Source organism: Bradyrhizobium sp. LB13.1 (genome assembly GCF_054056815.1).
The window spans coordinates 154,193-173,099 of record NZ_JBSRYQ010000002.1; the positions used below are offsets into that span (position 1 = coordinate 154,193).

Consider the following 18,907-nt stretch of genomic DNA (forward strand, 5'->3'; position numbering starts at 1 on the left):
TCCTTCCACCCCCTCGATGTTGATTCAAACCAACGGGCTCGGCAATCAAAGCGCGAGAGTTGCTGCAGGTGAGATCCAACCCAGCCGACGATCGGTGCGGAGAAGAATGCCATTGGGAATGACGCAGCTGCCACCTCTGATGCTTCTATTCCACCAACGTCGCGCGCACAGATCGACGACATCGGCACCGAATATGTGGACCGCGGCTTTCCAGCAGCCTCCGGCCTCTCTACAGCGCTGTGGGGGGCGCGTTCGGCCTCCGGCTGCTGCGCTAACGCGCCATCCTTCGGATGGGAAATCCGCTCCGGCGGCGCGCACCAACTGTGGCAGCGTTTCTGAGGAGGCTGTCTAACACCAGCTTCATGCGAAAACGATCTCTTCGATTGTGAGGGTCGATGCTGGAACCTCTTCCGGTTCTTCTGCGCCATCGACCAACAGTACTGCGTGCCGTGAGCCTTGAGACGCAAGTCGATCGACCAGAAGACAGCCAGTGCGATCTTGGTGCCGCACTCTGATCGTCAGTGACGAGCTCATGCGCGCGTTCCGATCGACCGAACGATTGGGGGACTTTTCCGCGATCGCCGTCACACGGTCTCTCTCTTCGGGCAATGCCACTTGCGGTTCGATCGGGCTTGGCTCAGGTTGAGCTTCAGGCGGCCCTTCACCATCAGCAGGGGAGCCGGAGGCTTCGCTGCGAACTTTGCGAGCCAGCTGACGGGCGTGGGCATCGGTGAAGCTCTCCTGTGCTGCGCATAAGGTCTCGATGGCGTTGGGCTGCTCACGCCAAGCCTGGTAGAGTTCATACACAGCACGGATTGATGAGCCGGCAAGCTTCGACCGGAGGAACTCCGGCATGCTCTGGACCGACGCGTAGCGAGACACCCAGTCCCTCGGCTTGCCGAGCTTGCGCGAGATGTCGGCTTGGCTATCACCCAGCTCCAAACGATCCGCGATGAACGCCGCAATTTCCGGGGCATTGAGGTCATCGCGCTGGATGTTCTCGATCATCTGAGCATAACGATCCGCAGACCCAACGGCATGAATGAAGGCCGGGATGTCACGGAGCCCGGCGCGCTTAGCGGCACGATACCGCCTCGCACCCATAATGATCACGTACCGGCCTTCCTCCGTCGCTTGCCTCAGCACGATCGGTTGCAGCACGCCATGCTGACGGACTGATTCCGCTAGCTCCTCGAGCTTCTGCTCATCGAAGCTGCGACGGGGCTGGTCTGAATCTTCGTCAATACGGTCGATGGCGATGCAAGTCGGTTGCCCGATCGTGGCGGCACCATCTTCCGCGGCGTCGATGAGCTGCTTAAAGCTGAGATCAAGCGCCATGTGCCGTCTCATCCATTTGCGCGACGATCTTGGCGAGCACCTCGCGGATTTCTCGACCAGCCTCCTGCGCAGAGCGACGCTTCAGCTTCCAGACCGGCAGGCGTTCCGCAACGGCCTCAGCGTAGCCGTCCCTTGCAACGATCTGGCCCGGGAACACATATTTGCCAGCCTCGCGCAAGAGTTGCTCAAGATGGGTCCTTTGACGAGGCGATTTCGTGTTGAAGTTCGAAGGCAGCAACCCGAGGAACTTCGTATCCTGGCGGCCATAGCGCCTCTGCGCGCCGATCACGGTCTGCATCAGACCTTTGACGCCCTTAATCGAATAGTCCTCCAGATAAATAGGGGCCAGCACATGCGACGCCGCAACCAAACAGCCGACACTCCGAAGTCCAAGTGATGGCGGCGTATCGATGACGCAGGCATCGAACTGATCCGACGCGATAGCGAGGTTCTGTTGCAGAGTCGTTATGGCGGCCGCGTTGCTGCGATCGAGATCAGTCAGCGAACTATCGGCCGGCGCGAGCGTTAGGCCTTCATCTTCCCGAGGTACGACGCGTATCCCCGGCTTGAACAGATCCGCGGCTAACGTTGAACCGGTGTAGTGCCTCAACGTGTCCGACGCATTGCTCTGCGCATCAACGTCGATCACGAGAACGCGGAGATCCGCTTCCGCCATGAACCAGGCCAAATGCACCGCAAGCGTCGTCTTGCCGACTCCGCCCTTTTGATTGTTGATGACAATGGTCTTCATCTCAAAGTCCGAAATGGGTCTAACGGGGCGGGCGGCATTTCCTCATCCAATTATGTCGTGGCGGATGTTGGTTTGAACCAACAGCGATCGCGAATCCGATCACCGGAACGATCCCGAAATTCATCGGGCGAATCCCCTGTCAGAAGAGTCAGGTCAGTTCATAGCCATCGAGGGGAGCAAATTCTGGGACGCGAGGCCGGGATCGTGCTCGTTGCTGGGCGCTCTGCGAGACGGTCGCGAGAGGATCGTCACGCGAAGGCGCGGAGACCGCTTGTGGGCTCCGGGAGCGTCGCCGCGGCGGCGCGAGTAGAGCCGTCCCCGAAAGGGCTCGCCCAAGCAGGCAAGACTGTAAGAGCCGCAGGAAGCTTTAATTTTAGAGCCAAATCTCTTGCGAGCGGCTGTTCTGATAAAGACTGGCGCAATTGCAAGCTGGGCATTGCGACGCGCACGTCCCCATGGCGACGTCTCCATCGAGGAGAGATTCAACCCGGCAATAGGACGGGTCGCGGTATTTCCGGCGCAATGGACCTATCGATAAAATGAATCGATCTGCCCGGTCGATTCATAAAACTCATTGGACGCCGCTTCCCTAGGAAGCGAGAATCTGTCCGTGCCGAAACCCGAACCAGAACCGCTTCATCTGCGCCGCATCGATGCCGCGCGCAATATGCGGCGGTTCTATGCGCTGTCTACGCAGCCCACCTTGTTCGGAGAAATGTCGCTGATCCGCAATTGGGGCCGGATCGGCACGAGTGGCAAGATCATGGTGCAGACCTTCGGTGGTTGTGCGGAGGCGGTCGAAGCGTTCGAACGGCTGGAGCGTGCCAAGCGGAGGCGCGGTTACGCTGTCGCGGAGGAGAAACTGTCATAGTCTGGCGATTTTTCGGGGATTACGGCTCTGCCCTGTGATGCCGGCTCTATCTGTTCCGCGGCCTGGTGTCAGACGAGCAAAATCGAAACAAGACGGAGCTCGTCCCATGACAACTGCCGATGAGATCGCCGAAAAGATCGCAGCCGAGAACGACCTGACAAAGGCTCAGGCGAAAACCATCGTCGATAGCGTTTTCAAGGCGATCGCTGATGCGGCCGTGAGCGGAGCCGAAACGAGTCTTCCCGGGTTCGGCAAGTTCAAGGTCAAGGATAGCCCCGCTCGTGAGGGCCGCAATCCATCGACCGGCGCAACGATTGCGATCGCAGCTTCCAGGAAGCTGACTTTTACGCCTGCCAAAGCCATCAAGGACGGTCTCAACGCAGGAGCGGACCGTAACGACGGTGCATCGTAAGATGCAAGACGAGGGACTTATGCCCCCTCCTCGGCTGCGAGCGCTTCGTTGCGTCCGCATCCATGCGACCGACCGCCCTGCGAGGCGTGAAACAGATGCTAGCGTCGCTGGCCATACCGGCCTCCGAGTCCGGGACGATTCCGCCGGCACGCGCGCTGGAACGAAGCTGGGCGTTCGGGTTGCAACGCCACAGCGTTGGAGAGGGTTGTGAGCAAAATCGGCTCTGCAGCAATCCGGCTGCCGGGCTCGATTTCAACTCGACCGTTATTTGGCCGGCGGTCGCAGCGGGCTTTCCGCCCACTTCCGGGCAGCGGGATCGCGCAGCGGATCGTCCTCGCAGACCAGGCAGACGCAGCGCGGCCGGCCGGGCGCGACGTCGTCGGGCACGGCCGTCATCGGCTTACCGCACTTCGGACATAGCTTCCGGCTGAAGTAGAGCGGAGTCATGGTTTTTGCCTGCCGGGACCAGCTTAGTTCCCCGTGCACCGCGAGCACAATTCAATCGACGAAAATTGTCCGCATGAAACAGACCGCTTGACGCGGAGCGCGTCTCACACTGAAATCCGATTTTCAGTGATGTTGCGGGGTGGCGTAGTGGAAGAATTTTACAGGGGCTTCGCGCAGCGGGCGCGCGATCTGGCGGAGAACGCGGACCCGTTCACCAAGCGGCGGCTACTCGACCTAGCCCAGCGATACGATCTCAAGAGCAGACCGGGAGCCCCGGGCGGTCGGACCCTCCCGCCACCGCGCGCGACGCCACCGACGGCGCTGTTTTCCGGCTCCGGCGAAGCTTAAGACTAGTCCGAGCGCGGCCCGGTCGTCGGTTTTCTATGTTTTCATCGACCGGAACGAGTGTTCACCGACCGTCCTGACCGGTCCGGGTGTCGGCCGCCCGCGGTCGCGGTGCTCGCGTTAGTGCAAGCTGGCCTTACAGCACTGAGCCGCGCACGCGCGCCGCGAAGGGTCATCGCCTGCGCCGCGCGATCTCGTCAGCGACCATGCCCTCCGCCCGCACCAGCCGCTCATGCAGGGTCTCGAACATATCGAGGATGTCATAATTGGGTTCATTCTTGCCCTGCTCGATGGCTTCGGCGACGAGCTCATCGAGGGGCGTCTCCTTCAATTGGCCTCTCTCCAGAAGCTCTTCAAAAAGACTATCGCTGCTCGGCTGCGGTTGGACGCGACCGTCGGAGTTGCACCAGACGGTGAATGTCTGTTGTCCCAGAACGGCGTGCTCGACCATCTCCGCATCCAACGGAATCAGCGTCCCCCAGGCCTCGCCCGCCTCGTCCGCGAACCCCGCCACGTACATCCGTTGCTCCGCGGCGCCTTCATCACGAGGCTGGAAAAACGACGTGAGGATGATTGGAGCGTGTTTTGCCATGACGATCTCTCCGAACGGCTTTGCGTCGACACAGCGCAGAAGCCGGGTCAGTGCGGTTATTTTCGATCACACGAAAAAGGCAAGGTCTGGGAACGGCGCCTCATCGCCTCACGCCCGCTGCTTATCTCGCCGGCGAGAATTGATCTGCGCCATCAGGATCGGGCCAAGCGAAAATTCGCCGACCTCGGCTTTTCGCGTCAGGCCGCGCAGATAACCGCCGGCGGAATTGATCGCCGTCCCGCGCTGCAGGATACACGCGACGACGATGGCTGCGGGCACCTCGCCCATAACCTTTTGAGCCTCCTCCCAGGCGCTCGGGCTGATGCCTAGCATCGATCGCACAACGGTCGCGGTAGCGAGGAAATCGCGCCAGTTCGAAACTCCACCCTTCGCATAATCGACGATGTCAGGACACGCACTCAGGACCATTCCTAACGGATACGCCCCCTCCCCGACTCGCGCGGGTTGAGGTTTGGGCTCAGCTCCCGCCGCCCTGCCTTCTCGAAGGCCAGGTTCAAGATCAATAAGGGCTTCTGGATTTGAATTCTGTATGTGGCGCTCAGAATGGGACTCATTGGCGCTCGGATTCTTGGATTTAATGTGTGCTTCCAGAAGATTGAGTACGTCGTCGGCAAGCTGAGATAACTCGTCGGCGATCGGCTCGAGCTCCTGGCGCGTAGCCGTGCGCGGAATCTGATCGACGATCGCGCGGAAGGCAGCGTGCACAACCTGCCAATCGGCAGGCCCCTGCCCTCCCCTTCGCGTCGGGACGGCTTCCTCGATGCCAGTTGCAATCATCTTCGCGACGTCGCGCCGGCACAGCGTGATGCGCTCTCGTACGAGCTTGAGTGCGCGGGCCTCGGCTTCGATATCGGCCGCCAGGCTCTCGAACTCCTCCGAGCGCACGACCAGCGGCGACAGATCGAAGCCGAAGGCGAGCTCGATTTCGCCGGCATTGTCCTTCCGCGCATAGCGCTTGCCATTCGGACTGTCGCGCCGAACGATCAGACCCGCGTCGACCAGCACAGCGAGGTGGCGCCGCAGCGTCGATGCCGGCATGCCGTGCGCCCGCCGGGTGAGTTGATGGTTTGACGGAAAAACAATCAGATCATCCTCCCCGGTGAGCGCGGTTTCGGGATGGAAGGTCAGCAGCGCGTTTAACACCGAAAGCGAGCGCTCCGACACGCCAAGGCGCGGCCGTGCCGTGCAGATGGCGTGGAAGATCTTCCATTTGTGCACGATCTTTTCGGGAGGACGTTCCGTTGCGACCATCTGGCTTGCCACATGGGCAAGCGTCAACGATCGCCGCCCAAAGGGCGTCGTTGGGGAGTGTGACTGCATGTCTTTGCCTCAGCTGGGCAAAGAAAACCTGCTCGCCGAAACAGCGATAAAACCGCGTAGAAACTCTTGACTGCGATTCGCGAAAGTGATTCTCTGTCAGTCGCCAAACTTGAAGAGAAGGCTTCCGGAACTCCGTTTCGGGGGCCTTTTTTCTTTTCCCTTGTCTGCTCCTGGTTCGTGTTTATGGAACGAGGCTGTCAGGCCTCGGTGGTTTCCTGGCCGCCATTCGTCTTGGAAAAGGCGTCGAACAGGGCCGGGAGTTGGTCCACAAGAAACGCCGCGAATGTCACCGGAACATTCTTGTCGATGGTGAGCTTTAGTTCGCGGTCGGTGTGACGGATCTGGGCAATCTTGTCGCCGGATGCAGACAAAACTGGCTTCTCTTCCGATGGCTTCGATGTCCCCGCGGGAGATGGACGGCCTGCTGCTGAGAATGCGGCGAGAAATCGCGCGTCGGTTTCCCGCTCTGCAAATTTCGGTTCAACGATCGCCGCTCTGACACGTTTGAGCGCCGCGGCATCCTTGATTAGTTCAGCGAACGACTGCCAGCGGCCGCGGCCAACTTTCGAAGCCTTTCCGATCGCTTGGATAACGTCGGTTGGAACCGATCGAGCGACGGCAAGGAGTTTCGAAGCCTCGGCCCGATCGATCGACAACGCATCCTGCACGACCGACCGGCTATGCCCTGCATCTTCGATATGCATCGCGAAGCTGGCGCGCTCAATGAAACTCAAATCTTCGCGCGGTGCGTTCTCGAGTCCTTGCGCCACGACAAGCGCTTCATCTGACAGGGATCGCAGGATAGCTTTGACGGGAATGCCCAGCTCACGTGTGGCGCGGACGCGGCGATGACCATAGGCGCTCTGGTAGCGCCCTTTTGCTTCGGGATGCTCCCGAACGAGAACGGGCACCTCTTGGCCACGTTGTGCGATTGACTGTTTAAGTGCCTCGAACGAGCTATCATCACTGTCGCGGAACCTGTCGGCGAGCGGTGATGGATCGATAAGCGAGGGGTCGATTTCCACTATCAAAGCACCGGCTGCAATTCTTTCGCGAAGCTCCTCGTTCTCCTTCTCGACTTCGGAAAAAGAATCCTTCAACGAGCGGACCGAGCCCGACGAGACCCGCGGCAAGGCGCCGGGCATGTTGTCAGCTGACAACGGGCTAGATTGCGGGGCCGTGAAAAGGCTCTTGATGGTGTCAGTACGTTTGCTCATCGACCCCACACCTTCTTGAGAAGTTGCGCAACTTCGGCATTGACGGCGTCGACTGATTCTAGTGCCCGGTCGTAGGCGCCTCGCCCTACCGTGCCGCGCTCCAGCTCATAAAGTGACTGCTTGGTGAGACCGGCATTGGCGATTGCAGTCGATTTCCAAACGGTGGCCTGGAGCACATCCGATCCAAAGAGGTTACGAAGGAGGGCCACGATTTGAGCTTCGGGCACGTCGTTGGGATCGTGACGCGTGATGACATACCGGATGAAATCGTGATCCAGTCGGCCGCCAGCTTCCTCGATGACGGACATGAGATCCGACGTCATGAGGAGAAATTGGCTCATCGATGCGACATCGACCATCTGCGGATGGATGGTCACGAGCATCGCGGTGGCCGCGTTTAGCGCGCCCATGGTCAAGTAACCAAGTTGGGGTGGGCAGTCGATAACAACGACGTCGTAGTCGTCGGCAACTTGGTCGATGGCGCTGGCGACGCGGCGAAAGAACAAGTCGTGTCCGCGTTCACGCCGCTCGATCATTGCGCGAGGCGTATGGTGCTCGAACTCCATAAGCTCGAGATTGCCTGGAACGAGACCTATCCCGTCAAAGTAGGTCTTCCGGACGATCTCGCGCATCGGCCGGCGGTGCTCGTCATATCGGATGGCACCATAGAGGGTTTCATTCGCCCCAATATCAAACTCGGGCTGGTACCCAAACATCGCGGAAAGCGAAGCTTGCGGATCGAGGTCAATCGCAAGGACCCGAAAGCCGGCAAGGGCGAGATATTGTGAAAGATATAGTGCCGTCGTCGTCTTGGCGGAGCCGCCCTTGAAGTTCGCTACGGTGATAATTTGGAGCTTGTCGCCCGGCTGGCGGCGCGGGAGAAATTCCAACGCTTCTCGAGGGCGCGCGCTGGCTAGATACCCGCGCAACTCATGAATCTGGGCCAGAGTGTAAGATCGGCGCCCCCCGGGACCCGTCGCCGGGTTCGGTCCAAGTCCGTCGAGCGAGAGCTGTCGGAGATACCCATCGGAGACGCGGGCAATTCGCGCAACCTCCCCGGAGGTGAACGAGCGGAGAGACTTACTGGCTGAAGGCGGGAAAAGCGTTGTAGCTAGCGAGCGAAGCTGGCCGGAAAGGATGCCGGCGTGGCGGGTGATCCGGGCAGACGCCGTCTTGCTCATGGTAAGTGTATCTTCCGCTAAGCTCGGCATTTGCTTTCTCAAGACGGTTTCTGCGCGTCAGACGCCTAATCTCCGTCTTGAGAGATGGCCACGATTCTATGATTTGAGCAAGAATTAAAGGGTTAATGACTTATTAACGCTCGATGGCGCGCTCCACGGCGAGCAGAGCCTTTTTGATGCACCGCCTTGTTGATGCACCGCCTTGCTGTTGTCAGCTGACAACAACGGCTTCAGCGAGTCGGGCGAACCTCCACTATGGCGTGAGTCGGCCGGCCTTCACGAGTCTCCAAGCTTCATTTCGTAGCTCACCAACTGCTGCGCTGAACGGTGCTGCGGCCGCTGGAGCTTGGGCAACGGGACGAACTCCGCGGCGCGGCCTCCGTTGAGTGCTCAATCTCAGACCATGCAATGCAAACTCCAGAGAATCGCGCCACCTTGTGGCGTCGGTTCCCCCCTGCCATTCGCCCGACGCCGCGCCCCCCGGTCCCACGAGGAGCACCCTCCCCGCCTCGTCTACGACACTGGCCTTAGGCTCCCGAGCTGGATGGCGAGGCAGGCTAGAATGGCGATGTCGGCTCGCTGGGGTTCTGCGGCGCGCCGGACCGTCTCGGTGTCCATCGAGGGGCTGCGCGTCACTTCGCTGCGCCGCCGCTCGCCCGAAAAGACAAGCAGTACCGCACGGTCGCAGGGGTCCACCAGCCGGTTGGACGAACAGCTCGCGAGCAACCGACCAAGCACATCCCAGGTCATCCGCGCTTGCTCTCCCTCCGCGCTGCCGTGACCACACCGACGAACCGCCAGCCGAGACGTTGATCTCAGACTCGGCGCTGCGAAGGGACCCTCCTGCCCTTGCCAGGATGCAAGGTGCCAACGCCCGCCATTCATCGCTCCACCGGGGCGCGAGCGATCCGGCGAAGGAACGGCAACGTGCAGTCGGGCCGTCACCTGACCGACATGGCGTGTTGCGGATCAATCTTGCGCGGGGCCGGATCCAACTCATGATGCTGGATGCCGAGTTGAGGGCAGGCGAACCCGCTGCCGGATCTTGGGCGATCGCAGGCCGACATCGGGCGGAGCCATAGCCGTGCGTGATCCGGAAGAACCAGCCTAAGAGCACGCCGGCCTCCCGATCGGCTCCTATCCGGAGATTGATCCGAGGCGTCCGTCGTGGGAGCAGTACTCCTTTGGCGATCAGCAAGGCCGTCGATCGAATACGATCTTCCCGATGGTGGGTGCCGTCGCGAATACCTGCGCGGCACTCGGATGGAGCCGACCCGACACGCGGAACGCCGGCTTGCGCTATGGTGCCACCAACCACCCGGTGAGCGATTGTTGTCAGCTGACAACAGGGGCCTTCCCAAGGGGATGGATGTTGTCAGCTGACAACAATTTGTGCCCTCCGGTCATCCGTGGCTCCAACTCGCCGAGACACGACTGGTATCGCATCAGTAGTCGCCGTCGATCCGCGCCCCGCGGAATTCAAAGCCGGGAAAGGCGCGGGCGAGGACCGGGACGAGGTCCTCGTCAGCCCGGATGATCTACCAGGACGGCCTCAGGGGGAAGCGGCGTCCGGGAGACGGAGAGGGGAGGCGTTCACAGACAATTAACCATAAAGATTGACCTCACACGCCGCGAAGGCCGCGCGTCTTGGCGGGACTGCCGGGGATGCCCCTGGATCGAAGCAAGCGATCGGGGACTGCTCGCACCGTCGACCTGAGTGGGCCCAGATCAGCGAGGCCTAAGATGCTGACAAACCTGCCAAGTATTTAAGGATACACGATGAGGACTGGAGGAGCGCGCATGGCCTTCCATATCAAGAAGCCGGAGACCGACGCGCTCGCCCGCAAGGTGGCGGCGCTGAAAAAAATCGGCCTTACCGAAGCAGTGCACGCGGCACTCGCCCATGAGCTCGCACGCGAGCAGGGTAAGCTGTCTTTGGTCGAACTCGGCGTCCAGTTTTTGCCGGGATCTGCGCGCCAGGGGCGATCCGCACCGGGCGCAGCCCGCCGACAAGGCGTACCGCGACAGTCTGTATGAGGACGCCTGACGTTCATTGACACTTCGGCCTTGACCGCGCTCCTGACCGACGAGGACGAGGCACGCGAGCTTTTGGCTCGCCTGGAGCGGACCGGAGCGCGTCCGACGTCACCGTTGGCGGTGTGGGAGGCGGCGGTCCGGTGGCGCCTGAGACGGTACGGCTCGCGCTCGACGCCTTCGACCGCTTCGGCAAGGGCCGGCATCCGGCGAGCCTCAATTTCGGGGGCTGTTGCCTACGCTTGCGCCCGGCATCTGGGGTAACTCTTGATGTTCAGGGGCGGCGACTTTCCGCAAACCGATATCGAAGCCGCCTAAGCGACCCCGGCCGGGCGGCCGCAGCATCCGGAAAGGAAGCGGCTTGTCCGGAGTAGGGCCGGGGGTTGGCACGGAGTACGGTTCGATCTGAAGCTAGGCGGCGATGATTTTACCGGGCTGCGGGCTCGGAATCGTTGATTAGGCGGTGACGACCAACCCAATCGGTAAGGGCGAGTTATCGATAGTGAGGATGACAGGAACCCGCGTCGCTATGACGGAATCCAATGCTATGTTAGCTTCCGTTTCGCCCATTCTCGTTAAGGTTATCAAGATCTTGCCGACAAACTACAAAATCCCCGATCCGCTGCCCTGGGCTCAACTCGTCGGTCCGCTCGCGGTCGCAGAGGATACTGTCGCCCGGCTCGACGAGCGGCTAGCCAAAAGCCTAATCCGCGACGGCACAATCAGCCGGATGCACTTCGCCGACGCCTGCGCCAGTCTGTGGCTTGAAGGCGAACTTGTCCACCTCGACGACTTGGTGCTCCACGACGCCGGCATGGATGTCCGCACCCCCACCCACGAGCTGACCCGGGCCCATGCCGTATTGCGCGTCCGTCGGCGCATCGCCGAGGCGAAGCCCAATTGGGCGCTGTCAGCTGCCGGACTAGCTGACCTCCGAGGCCGGGGCGAGCGAGAGGAGGGCAACCGGAAGGAAGTTGAGGGAAGTCTCGGGGTCAACGAGGACGCGGAGGGGGAGGAGGTGGGTTTCGAAGGGCCGCTTGGCGCCACCGATCCCCATCTGGCCGCCGCCTTCGCCGCGGTCGACGCCGCGAACGCCCGAGCAGAGCGCAGGCTCGCCGACGAGGCTCGGTCGCGGCCGGAGCGGGATCCGCTAGTCTACGATCCCGACTGGGACGAGGAAGGCCGTCTGGATCACTGGCGCGGCGTGGTCAACCAGACCCGCAGCTTGCCGCCGACCCTGGCGGCGGCGATCGCTGCGGATGCCTGGGACGCGATCGAACCGCTCGAGCACTCGCCTTGGCTAGGCCGCCTGCTCGCAGCTAGCGTCTTGCGCGATCGCGGCAAGACACGCTGGCATCTGCCGTGCCTGCATGCCGGGCTGAAGAGCATTCCGCGTGAGCGCCGGCGGCCACGCGACGGCGCAGCGCGGCTTGTCGTGCAGCTTGAGGCGATGACGGCCGCCGCCGAGGCCGGCCGCAAGGACCACGACCGCTGGCTGATGACCAGAAACCTGCTCGCCCGCAAACTCGCCGGCCGGCGCGCCACTTCAAAATTGCCAGCTCTCCTTGACTACGTGTTGACCCGGCCGATCGTCTCGGCCGGCATGATCGCGGCGGAGCTCGGGATCACGCCTCGTGCTGCCCAAAACCTCGTCGCCGAGCTCGATCTGCGCGAGACGACCGGTCGAGGACGCTATCGGGCATGGGGAATCCTGTAGAGCACGGCGCGGCCATTGAGACCGCAAGCAACCCTTATGTGACTCTCACTCGTGGGGGGTCCTGGGGGGCCCGTCGCAGTTCCGTCGAGGCCTAATTTAGATTAATGTTAGTTATCATAATCTGACTACGATTTTGACACCCAATTCAAGCTTGCGGGATTTTTTGAATTGTTAATAATATCGTAGCATGGCTACGATTCACAGGGACAAGCTAAACAGGCTTTATACCCGCGCGGCGCCCGCGACGCCGCTGGCCTCCGATGACCTCGCTGCCCTCGGGATATCGGCCGACCTGGCCGTCCACTATGTCCGCGCCGGCTGGCTGCAGCGGCTGGCACGCGGTATCTATTGTCGGCCCAACGATCCGCCCGCCTTACATCCGAGCCTCGTCCTGCTGCAGCGGAGCTTCGAGGGATTGCATGTCGGCGGCAAGTCCGCGCTCGACTGGCATGGCATCCGCCACTACGTCTCCCAGCGGCCCGTGCTTCATCTGTACGGTTGGAAAGCGGGGCGGCTCCCTGAGTGGTTCACCCAGCGCTTCCCGGCCGAGTACCACCGCAAGCGGCTCTTCAAGGAAGAGCCCGGCGCGATGTTTCATGTCGTGCCCTTCGAGAACCGCAAGGGCGGCCCACTCGTCTCCGCGCCCGAGCGCGCACTGCTAGAGGTGTTAAGCGAGGTTGGCATCCGGCAGCCGCTGCAAGAAGCGCGCGAGTTGGTCGAGAGCACTTACAGCCTGCGCGCCGACGTGCTGCGCGACCTGCTTAAGCAATGCACGAGCGTCAAGACCGTGCGCCTCTGCCTGCAGCTCGGTCGCGAGCTTTCACAGCCTTGGGTCGGCAAGCTCGATCCGTCCCAGTTGCCCATGGGTAGCGACCGGCCGTGGGTATCGCGCTCGGCTGACGGGCTACTGGTGTTGAAGCCATGAACCAGCTCTAGCTCGACAGCGCGCGGCTGCTGGCGCGGGTTGCGCCGCTGGTGCTCGTTGACGATACGTTCGCGCTCAAGGGCGGCACGGCGATCAACTTGTTCGTGCGCGACATGCCGCGGCTCTCGGTCGATCTCGACCTAGTGTTTCCCGACCATACCCTGCCGCGCGAGCAGGCGCTTGAACGCATCAACGAAGCCATCCGCAAAAGCGCCGCGCGCCTGCAGAGGCTGGGCTTCCAGACCCACGCGCCGGCCATTGCAGAATCTGGGGAGACCAAGCTGCTGGTGCGGCGTGGCGGCATCGAGGTCAAGATCGAGGTCAACTTCGTCATGCGCGGCGTCGTCCATCCGGTCCGCACGGCCTCGCTGACGCCGAATGCACGCGACACGCTGCTGGCGGATCTCGAAATCCCGGTGGTGTCGCTCGAAGACGTGTATGGCGGCAAGCTGGTCGCGGCGATGGACCGCCAGCATCCCCGCGATCTGTTCGACGTCATGCAGCTCTTCGCGCACGAGGGAATCACGGCCGGCATTCGCCGGACTTTCGTCGTCTATCTCGTGAGCCATAATCGGCCGGTGCATGAGGTCCTGTTTCCATCGCTGCGGGATATCCGCCAGGAGTTCGAGAACAACTTCTCGGGCATGACCGCCGAGCCCGTTAAGCTCGATGCGCTCTTGGCAGCGCGCGAGCGCATGGTGCGCGAACTGCAGCAAGGTCTGAACGCCAATGTGCGCCGCTTCCTGCTGTCGCTGGTCGCCGCAGAGCCCGAATGGTCCCTACTGGGCGTGCCCCACCTGGAGCAGCTTCCCGGCCCGCGCTGGAAGCTGCAGAACCTGGAACGTCTTCGGAAGGCCAACGCCCGAAAATTCGCCGAACAATCGGACATACTGGCGCGACTATTCGGATGAGTGGTGGGACTGAATTGCGACCCGGCAGACGATTCCGGCCAAAGGCTTCGATGGGTCATGCAGCGCTCCGCTTTCACCGTCGACTAGGTACACCGCAACATAAGGTGTACGCCGGATGACCAACTCGCGCGTGCCAGCGACACGCCCAGGCCGGCCACTGTCAGGAAAGTCGAGCAGGCGCCGCGCGGCATCGGCAATCTGTTCATCAACATGAACCGCCGCACGGGGATTTCTCGGCTTCGATGTAGCTAAAAATGCCGTCGCGATCGGACAACGCGAAGCGCGACCAGACGAGTTTCACCGTTCGTGCTCCGCCGCTTTTCGAAGCGCAGCGGCACGGCGTTGCGCGAAATGCGCTTCGACCTCGGAATCATCGAGATTTGGCCGGGTATCCGCCAGCGCTTGGAGCACCTTCTCGCGAAACCAGCTATCGTAAGCTTGGCTGTTGCTCACGAGCTCCAGCGGAAGCATCCCTTCGTTGGCCGTGCGTGTCAGCAGTATCCGCACAGCGTCGGATACCGTGAGACCCATGTTTTCCAGAACCGCGGTAGCCTTTTCCTTTACATCCGCATCGATTCGGGTTTGGACGAGGGCATTCGAAGCCATAGCGACCTCCTTTGTTCGCGGGTAATGTAATGCATTTGAATGACATGCGCCAGAGACGTCACAGCCCCGTGACCGGGGATCACAGCAGCAAAACGGCCCCGCCTTTCGGCGGGGCCGCTGGCTCGGCGCCCTCAATCCCGGTTCGGGCGGGACCAGATGAGCTGGAGACCTTCCTGGCCTTCCACCTCGATGAGGGTGGCGTAGATCGGAGCCGGGAAGCTCGGATCGTCCAGCTTGACCGAGAGGTAATCGCGCTCGGTGTCCCTGGCGGTCTTCTGCCAAGCCGCTCCCAGTTCGACGTTGCCGGCGAAGATGCGGAAGTGCGGTCCCTTGTCGGAGGGGCTCTCGACCCGAACCAGCTTGGCTTTGGCATTGAGGGCGAGGGTGCGAACCGTGCCGGTGAAGCCGTTGCCGGTCGAGGTGAAGGTGCCGATGGTCGCCATTGTCGTGTCCTTTTCAGTTTCCCGGGCCGCGCCCATCGCGACCTCGATGGCTGGCGACAGACCGGAGGCGGTCGACCCGCACCCCGCAGGGGCCGGCACGCAGTAGAGGGCAGCCAGGGCGCGACTTTCTTGTCTTGCGCGAGGAATGGACGCGCAGCGGTCCAGGGGAAGAAAGTCGTAACCGGCTGTTGCGGGGGTAAGAGCGAGGCGGCGTTTAAGCGACGACGCCCTTCGGTCAGACATGTCCAATCGAGGACGACGTGGGTGTGCCAGAAGAAACGGCTGAGGAACACGAATTGCGATCATCGATACCTTGACCGAGGAAAGAACCCGATCACGGCTCGTCGCATGCATCTGGCAAACCGCCAGGCTTGCGCGTTGAGGTACGAACCGGGAAGGCAGGCGCGCTGCTCGGCCCTCAAGAGTAACACCGGGCCGCAAAGTAAACCCGCAGACCACGAGCGAGATTTGCGCAGCAAAGCGACGACCCGTGCAAAGCCAGAAGTCGTACTCTCGAAGGAAGGAGGCAAGATCGCCGTCAGGACGCGATATCCAGCACGAGGAACAGAGCGCGCTGGCCGTCGAGCGGCCAAGCAAGGGGCAGCTGTCTCGGCGCTGATCGCCGGATAAGTAAGGGCCGGCAGGCAAGCGCCGACCCCAATCACGCTGTGCGCTCATCATGCCGCTTCCTCGACGTCTGCTGCCTTCGGCTGCAGGTCGTGCAGATAGGCGACGGCGCGTTGCGCTTGCGCAGCAGCCGAGAAGATAAAGCACTTCTCATTAGACAAGACCTCCAACCACGACTTGACGTAGCTTGCATGATCCGGCCGCGGTTCAAGTTCGGGAACGATCCCGAGATCCGCGCAGAGGAAGCAGCTCCCGAGTTCCGCGATCAGCTCTTCGCGCGCGCGTTCGCTCCGATCCTTGCCGTAACGGCTGAGATCGCGATTAACGCGGTGAGCGGGAGCGGTCCAGTGCACGGTCTCATGGGCTCTGACGGCGACATAGGAACCCGTGTCGCGAAAACTTTCGATCGGCGGCATCTGAATATGATCAGACGAAGGCGCGTAAAACGCCATCGAGCCGCCGTGGCGAACAATCGCCCCGGTGTTGGCAAAGAAAGCGTCGGCGTGCGCGTTGCGCTCGATCGTTGATGCGACGACGGGTGGCTGACCGTAGTAATGCGCGGGCAAGCCATCGACTTGATCGACGCAGAAGACGGTATAGGCCTTGAGGAAGGGAATACCCCGTTCGATTTCATCGCCGTGAGCGTCGGTCTCCATCTTGGTGAAGCGGCTCGCATACACCACAGTGCTGCCGGTCTCGTCCTTACGGACATGCGCACCAAGTTCACTGGCCTGCTTGAACGTCATCCAGATCGGCGAGCAGAAGCCGCGCGCGATGGCTTCTGACCAAAGCAGCAAGACGTTGATGCCCGTATAGGGCTGGCCGTTGTGCCGCAGCGGTCGGGTGATGCGGTCCGCTATATTCGCGGCGGTCCAAGGTTGAACCCAGGGGCGCACGTCGCGTTCGAGCTCGGCGATGATGCGGTCCGTGATCCGGGCGTACAGGTCGCCTCGCGACTTTTCTCCGTTCCTGCTCATTAGAATAACCTCCGTCCGGGAGGCCGCGCCAATCGCGGCTCCTCACGGGGTCCGCCACCGCCGGGCTCAAAGTCCGCGCACCCGAAGGGCCGAAGCAGCGCGGAGGACGGCGAAGCCGTTGCGCGGACGTTGGGCCCGGCGCAGGACCACGGGCCGGGAGGGGCCGACGATGGCGAGCAGCAGGGGCGGCGGCTCCCTTTGTTGCAGCGTCGACACGAAAAAGGGTCGGTCTCGCGGATCGGCCCGTCAGGTGGCAGCAGTGGAAGAGGCGCGGGGCCAAGGCCCCGCGCCGACAGTCAGTCGAACGCCGACATCTGCGCCTTGGCCGCTTTCCGGCCGACGGTGTCGGTCGTGTTGTCGACGGGACGCTCGAAAGGCTTCCACGTCTCGCCGACGACCTGTTCGTAGGCGGCGACGGCGCCTTCGGCGGCCATGCGAAGCGCGTGAGCCTGCGCGCCCATGTCGGCGGCGAATTCACGCTTGCGCTGCGCCTGGCTATCGAAGCCGACCGGACCATCGAGGTCCTCATCGCGGCTGTCGTTGGCGAGCTTGGCGGTCACATCTCGCGCTTCAGTGACTGCTCGAGTGTAGAACTGGCCGGCGCCATGCGCCGATCCGACATAAGCACCGACGATCCGTTGCAGGTGGATCTGCATTGCGCGTTCACTCAGGCCATGGATGAAGCGACGTCGTCGCCAGCGACGCCCGGCGCCGAATCGATGCCGGCATGCCTGGCGTAAGGATGCCGTCGAGTGCGTAGGCGATGGCGCTCTCGGGAGTATGATGCGCGTGCGGGAGGAGATTCACCGCGACAAGGTAGAGGATCATGACTGAACCTCGTTTCTGGCGGCGTCGGCCGGGTAAGGCTGTGGCGCATGGATGGATACGCGCACGGCGCGCCTCCAGGCGTCCGTGCCAGTGAATTGCCGTCGAAGCAGCGGATGCCAGACGACGAGGACCGGCGTTTCGCCGACCTCGTCAGCGGCCGTCTGCCAGCCGAAGGCTTTGGCAATGAGGCGCCAGGCATGGGTCACCTCCAGCCGACGAAGTCGGAGGGGCCGCTGTAGACGAGGTGGCGCGCCTCGTCGATCACGAAGCCGAAGCGGCCGACGTGATACTCGCCGGAGGGGACGAGGAAGCGGCGCTCCTCAGTCCCTGGCCCGCGCTTGCCGCCGAGCGTCGAAACGACCTCAACGAAACCGCTCTCGTGCTTGGACGTGATGGCAGAGACGACGACCCAGTCACGCGCGTGCGCGTGCTCGAAGGCGCGGCGATCCTTTTCGCGGGACTCGCCCGCCTGGAGGATCGTGCCGGAAATCGCCTCCCAGGCGTCGGGCCAACTGTCCTTAATCGTTCTCTCGCGGCGCAACGCCGTTCGAACGCCGTGAAGAGCTGCGGAAAGCTCATAGCCACGACAGCCCATTCGGCGTCTTCCTCGTACCAGCCACCCTCCGAGCGCAGCATGGGATGGACCCTGCGGTTGCGCTCGGCGGACAAATGGAAGCCGCCGTGGCCCGCCGTCGAGTGGCAGTCGTCGTGCGTGCTCGACCAGATGTGCTCGAGCCGCTCTTCGCGCGTCATCGCGCGGACAGGACGAGATTCGCGCTCGATGATCGCGGCCTTCATCCGCTCCGGCGACGCTCCGTCCGACAGGTCGCAGTAGCCGTGGAACCAGCGCATCTGGCCGTCAATCAAAAGTGACAGGAAAACGCTTGTCACGCTTGCCGTCATGAATTCGCGCATCGCGAACATGTCGGCGCGCATCCATAGCGGCGGCAGGATTTCGAGCATGTAATCATGCTCGGACTCCGCGATCTCGAACCACTCGCCGGCGAAGAGATGCCGTGCATCCCCCTCGGCCATGGCCGGATCGCCGCGATGGCGGTTGAACATGCGGTACATCTCGGGGCGCGTCGCGACGCCTTCGAAGACTTTACGGATGGTAGGTGAGATGTGCATCGGCGGCTCCTCTTGGCCTGGCCGGACTGAAGCGCGAGCGATCGGCGTGATCCCTTCGTCACTTCAGTCCTTCATCACACCTCCTCGGCAGCCGCCTCTCCGGTCCGGCGGGTCAAGGGCCGCGGAACGCGGGCGAAGCTTCACCCTTGACGCGCCGGCCGGGCATGCGGCAGCGGTTTACCCTCTTCCTATTTTCTCGCTCTTTATTCGGAC

General features: G+C 62.2%; 19 protein-coding genes and 5 pseudogenes. 8 read left to right on the forward strand and 16 right to left on the reverse strand.

The window, feature by feature from the left end; translation table 11 throughout:
- Positions 1 to 360 precede the first annotated feature (360 nt).
- Together ACVWYI_RS38080 and ACVWYI_RS38085 are read right to left on the reverse strand one after the other, a co-directional pair.
- On the reverse strand, positions 361 to 1,338 hold the full coding sequence (locus ACVWYI_RS38080; protein WP_456664729.1) for a ParB/RepB/Spo0J family partition protein: 978 nt from the start codon (positions 1,336 to 1,338) through the stop codon (positions 361 to 363).
- On the reverse strand, positions 1,328 to 2,089 hold the full coding sequence (locus ACVWYI_RS38085; RefSeq protein ID WP_456664730.1) for a ParA family protein: 762 nt from the start codon (positions 2,087 to 2,089) through the stop codon (positions 1,328 to 1,330). The genes ACVWYI_RS38080 and ACVWYI_RS38085 overlap by 11 nt, the downstream gene beginning before the upstream one ends.
- Before the next feature lie 574 nt (positions 2,090 to 2,663).
- Between ACVWYI_RS38085 and ACVWYI_RS38090 the strand changes: the two genes are divergently transcribed.
- Positions 2,664 to 2,960 (forward strand): WGR domain-containing protein, encoded by a 297-nt coding sequence (locus tag ACVWYI_RS38090; protein ID WP_456664731.1) that lies wholly within the window; start codon positions 2,664 to 2,666, stop codon positions 2,958 to 2,960.
- 106 nt (positions 2,961 to 3,066) lie between these two features.
- A complete protein-coding gene (locus ACVWYI_RS38095) occupies positions 3,067 to 3,372 on the forward strand; it encodes an HU family DNA-binding protein (protein WP_456664732.1) in 306 nt (101 codons plus the stop codon).
- Positions 3,373 to 3,636: 264 nt separating this feature from the next.
- On the opposite strand, the gene ACVWYI_RS38100 is transcribed toward ACVWYI_RS38095, so the two are convergent.
- Positions 3,637 to 3,819, reverse strand: a complete 183-nt coding sequence (locus ACVWYI_RS38100; RefSeq protein WP_456664733.1) for a hypothetical protein — start codon at positions 3,817 to 3,819, stop codon at positions 3,637 to 3,639.
- Positions 3,820 to 3,966: 147 nt separating this feature from the next.
- Between ACVWYI_RS38100 and ACVWYI_RS38105 the strand changes: the two genes are divergently transcribed.
- Positions 3,967 to 4,167, forward strand: a complete 201-nt coding sequence (locus ACVWYI_RS38105) for a hypothetical protein (protein WP_024342295.1) — start codon at positions 3,967 to 3,969, stop codon at positions 4,165 to 4,167.
- A 169-nt stretch (positions 4,168 to 4,336) separates the two neighbouring features.
- Here ACVWYI_RS38105 and ACVWYI_RS38110 read toward each other — a convergent pair whose 3' ends face one another.
- The 5 genes from ACVWYI_RS38110 to ACVWYI_RS38130 all read right to left on the reverse strand — a co-directional run bounded on the left by ACVWYI_RS38110 (position 4,337) and on the right by ACVWYI_RS38130 (position 9,245).
- On the reverse strand, positions 4,337 to 4,756 hold the full coding sequence (locus tag ACVWYI_RS38110) for a hypothetical protein (RefSeq protein ID WP_456664734.1): 420 nt from the start codon (positions 4,754 to 4,756) through the stop codon (positions 4,337 to 4,339).
- Between the two features lie 108 nt (positions 4,757 to 4,864).
- Positions 4,865 to 6,097, reverse strand: coding sequence for a plasmid replication protein RepC (repC, locus tag ACVWYI_RS38115; protein ID WP_456664735.1), 1,233 nt, complete (start codon positions 6,095 to 6,097; stop codon positions 4,865 to 4,867).
- A 197-nt stretch (positions 6,098 to 6,294) separates the two neighbouring features.
- A complete protein-coding gene (gene repB / locus ACVWYI_RS38120) occupies positions 6,295 to 7,314 on the reverse strand; it encodes a plasmid partitioning protein RepB (RefSeq protein WP_456664736.1) in 1,020 nt (339 codons plus the stop codon).
- A complete protein-coding gene (gene repA / locus ACVWYI_RS38125) occupies positions 7,311 to 8,525 on the reverse strand; it encodes a plasmid partitioning protein RepA (RefSeq protein ID WP_456664737.1) in 1,215 nt (404 codons plus the stop codon). The genes repB and repA overlap by 4 nt, the downstream gene beginning before the upstream one ends.
- Before the next feature lie 483 nt (positions 8,526 to 9,008).
- Complete coding sequence (locus tag ACVWYI_RS38130) at positions 9,009 to 9,245, reverse strand: hypothetical protein (protein WP_456664738.1); 237 nt, start codon at positions 9,243 to 9,245, stop codon at positions 9,009 to 9,011.
- 1,050 nt (positions 9,246 to 10,295) lie between these two features.
- On the opposite strand from ACVWYI_RS38130, the gene ACVWYI_RS38135 reads away from it, so the two are divergent.
- The 5 genes and pseudogenes from ACVWYI_RS38135 to ACVWYI_RS38155 all read left to right on the forward strand — a co-directional run bounded on the left by ACVWYI_RS38135 (position 10,296) and on the right by ACVWYI_RS38155 (position 14,082).
- Positions 10,296 to 10,532 (forward strand): type II toxin-antitoxin system VapB family antitoxin, encoded by a 237-nt coding sequence (locus ACVWYI_RS38135; RefSeq protein WP_456664739.1) that lies wholly within the window; start codon positions 10,296 to 10,298, stop codon positions 10,530 to 10,532.
- 6 nt (positions 10,533 to 10,538) lie between these two features.
- Positions 10,539 to 10,793 (forward strand): annotated as a pseudogene (locus ACVWYI_RS38140) (type II toxin-antitoxin system VapC family toxin).
- Positions 10,794 to 11,076: 283 nt separating this feature from the next.
- Entirely contained in the window at positions 11,077 to 12,246 is a 1,170-nt protein-coding gene (locus tag ACVWYI_RS38145) for an RHE_PE00001 family protein (RefSeq protein WP_456664833.1), read from the forward strand.
- Positions 12,247 to 12,433: 187 nt separating this feature from the next.
- Positions 12,434 to 13,171: a type IV toxin-antitoxin system AbiEi family antitoxin domain-containing protein gene (locus tag ACVWYI_RS38150; RefSeq protein ID WP_456664740.1), complete on the forward strand. Its 738-nt coding sequence runs from the start codon at positions 12,434 to 12,436 to the stop codon at positions 13,169 to 13,171.
- Between the two features lie 50 nt (positions 13,172 to 13,221).
- Positions 13,222 to 14,082: a nucleotidyl transferase AbiEii/AbiGii toxin family protein gene (locus ACVWYI_RS38155; protein WP_456664741.1), complete on the forward strand. Its 861-nt coding sequence runs from the start codon at positions 13,222 to 13,224 to the stop codon at positions 14,080 to 14,082.
- On the opposite strand, the pseudogene ACVWYI_RS38160 reads toward ACVWYI_RS38155, so the two are convergent.
- The 8 genes and pseudogenes from ACVWYI_RS38160 to ACVWYI_RS38195 all read right to left on the reverse strand — a co-directional run.
- Positions 14,071 to 14,383 (reverse strand): annotated as a pseudogene (locus ACVWYI_RS38160) (type II toxin-antitoxin system RelE/ParE family toxin). The gene ACVWYI_RS38155 and the pseudogene ACVWYI_RS38160 overlap by 12 nt on opposite strands.
- Positions 14,380 to 14,688, reverse strand: a complete 309-nt coding sequence (locus ACVWYI_RS38165; protein WP_354116340.1) for a type II toxin-antitoxin system RelB/DinJ family antitoxin — start codon at positions 14,686 to 14,688, stop codon at positions 14,380 to 14,382. Before ACVWYI_RS38165 ends, ACVWYI_RS38160 begins: the two are co-directional and overlap by 4 nt.
- Positions 14,689 to 14,819: 131 nt before the next feature.
- On the reverse strand, positions 14,820 to 15,131 hold the full coding sequence (locus tag ACVWYI_RS38170) for a DUF736 domain-containing protein (RefSeq protein WP_456664742.1): 312 nt from the start codon (positions 15,129 to 15,131) through the stop codon (positions 14,820 to 14,822).
- Between the two features lie 677 nt (positions 15,132 to 15,808).
- A complete protein-coding gene (locus ACVWYI_RS38175; protein ID WP_456664743.1) occupies positions 15,809 to 16,735 on the reverse strand; it encodes an ArdC family protein in 927 nt (308 codons plus the stop codon).
- A gap of 296 nt (positions 16,736 to 17,031) precedes the next feature.
- Positions 17,032 to 17,409: pseudogene (locus ACVWYI_RS38180) on the reverse strand (hypothetical protein); the annotation flags it as partial.
- Complete coding sequence (locus tag ACVWYI_RS38185; protein ID WP_456664744.1) at positions 17,399 to 17,563, reverse strand: hypothetical protein; 165 nt, start codon at positions 17,561 to 17,563, stop codon at positions 17,399 to 17,401. The pseudogene ACVWYI_RS38180 and the gene ACVWYI_RS38185, both read right to left, overlap by 11 nt.
- A gap of 202 nt (positions 17,564 to 17,765) precedes the next feature.
- Positions 17,766 to 18,232: pseudogene (locus ACVWYI_RS38190) on the reverse strand (DUF7007 domain-containing protein).
- Positions 18,233 to 18,247: 15 nt separating this feature from the next.
- Positions 18,248 to 18,694, reverse strand: a pseudogene (locus tag ACVWYI_RS38195) (DUF1419 domain-containing protein); the annotation flags it as partial.
- Positions 18,695 to 18,907 lie beyond the last annotated feature (213 nt).

What these genes read in the sequence shown, in the direction of transcription:
- repB (WP_456664736.1), bottom strand. Translation starts at nt 7,314, where the DNA reads ATGAGCAAACGTACTGACACCATCAAGAGCCTTTTCACGGCCCCGCAA.
- ACVWYI_RS38170 (WP_456664742.1), bottom strand. Translation starts at nt 15,131, where the DNA reads ATGGCGACCATCGGCACCTTCACCTCGACCGGCAACGGCTTCACCGGC.
- ACVWYI_RS38175 (WP_456664743.1), bottom strand. Translation starts at nt 16,735, where the DNA reads ATGAGCAGGAACGGAGAAAAGTCGCGAGGCGACCTGTACGCCCGGATC.
- ACVWYI_RS38095 (WP_456664732.1), top strand. Translation starts at nt 3,067, where the DNA reads ATGACAACTGCCGATGAGATCGCCGAAAAGATCGCAGCCGAGAACGAC.
- ACVWYI_RS38145 (WP_456664833.1), top strand. Translation starts at nt 11,077, where the DNA reads ATGTTAGCTTCCGTTTCGCCCATTCTCGTTAAGGTTATCAAGATCTTG.
- ACVWYI_RS38080 (WP_456664729.1), bottom strand. Translation starts at nt 1,338, where the DNA reads ATGGCGCTTGATCTCAGCTTTAAGCAGCTCATCGACGCCGCGGAAGAT.
- ACVWYI_RS38150 (WP_456664740.1), top strand. Translation starts at nt 12,434, where the DNA reads ATGGCTACGATTCACAGGGACAAGCTAAACAGGCTTTATACCCGCGCG.
- ACVWYI_RS38100 (WP_456664733.1), bottom strand. Translation starts at nt 3,819, where the DNA reads ATGACTCCGCTCTACTTCAGCCGGAAGCTATGTCCGAAGTGCGGTAAG.
- ACVWYI_RS38135 (WP_456664739.1), top strand. Translation starts at nt 10,296, where the DNA reads ATGGCCTTCCATATCAAGAAGCCGGAGACCGACGCGCTCGCCCGCAAG.
- ACVWYI_RS38185 (WP_456664744.1), bottom strand. Translation starts at nt 17,563, where the DNA reads ATGATCCTCTACCTTGTCGCGGTGAATCTCCTCCCGCACGCGCATCAT.
- ACVWYI_RS38165 (WP_354116340.1), bottom strand. Translation starts at nt 14,688, where the DNA reads ATGGCTTCGAATGCCCTCGTCCAAACCCGAATCGATGCGGATGTAAAG.
- ACVWYI_RS38130 (WP_456664738.1), bottom strand. Translation starts at nt 9,245, where the DNA reads ATGACCTGGGATGTGCTTGGTCGGTTGCTCGCGAGCTGTTCGTCCAAC.
- ACVWYI_RS38085 (WP_456664730.1), bottom strand. Translation starts at nt 2,089, where the DNA reads ATGAAGACCATTGTCATCAACAATCAAAAGGGCGGAGTCGGCAAGACG.
- repA (WP_456664737.1), bottom strand. Translation starts at nt 8,525, where the DNA reads ATGCCGAGCTTAGCGGAAGATACACTTACCATGAGCAAGACGGCGTCT.
- repC (WP_456664735.1), bottom strand. Translation starts at nt 6,097, where the DNA reads ATGCAGTCACACTCCCCAACGACGCCCTTTGGGCGGCGATCGTTGACG.
- ACVWYI_RS38110 (WP_456664734.1), bottom strand. Translation starts at nt 4,756, where the DNA reads ATGGCAAAACACGCTCCAATCATCCTCACGTCGTTTTTCCAGCCTCGT.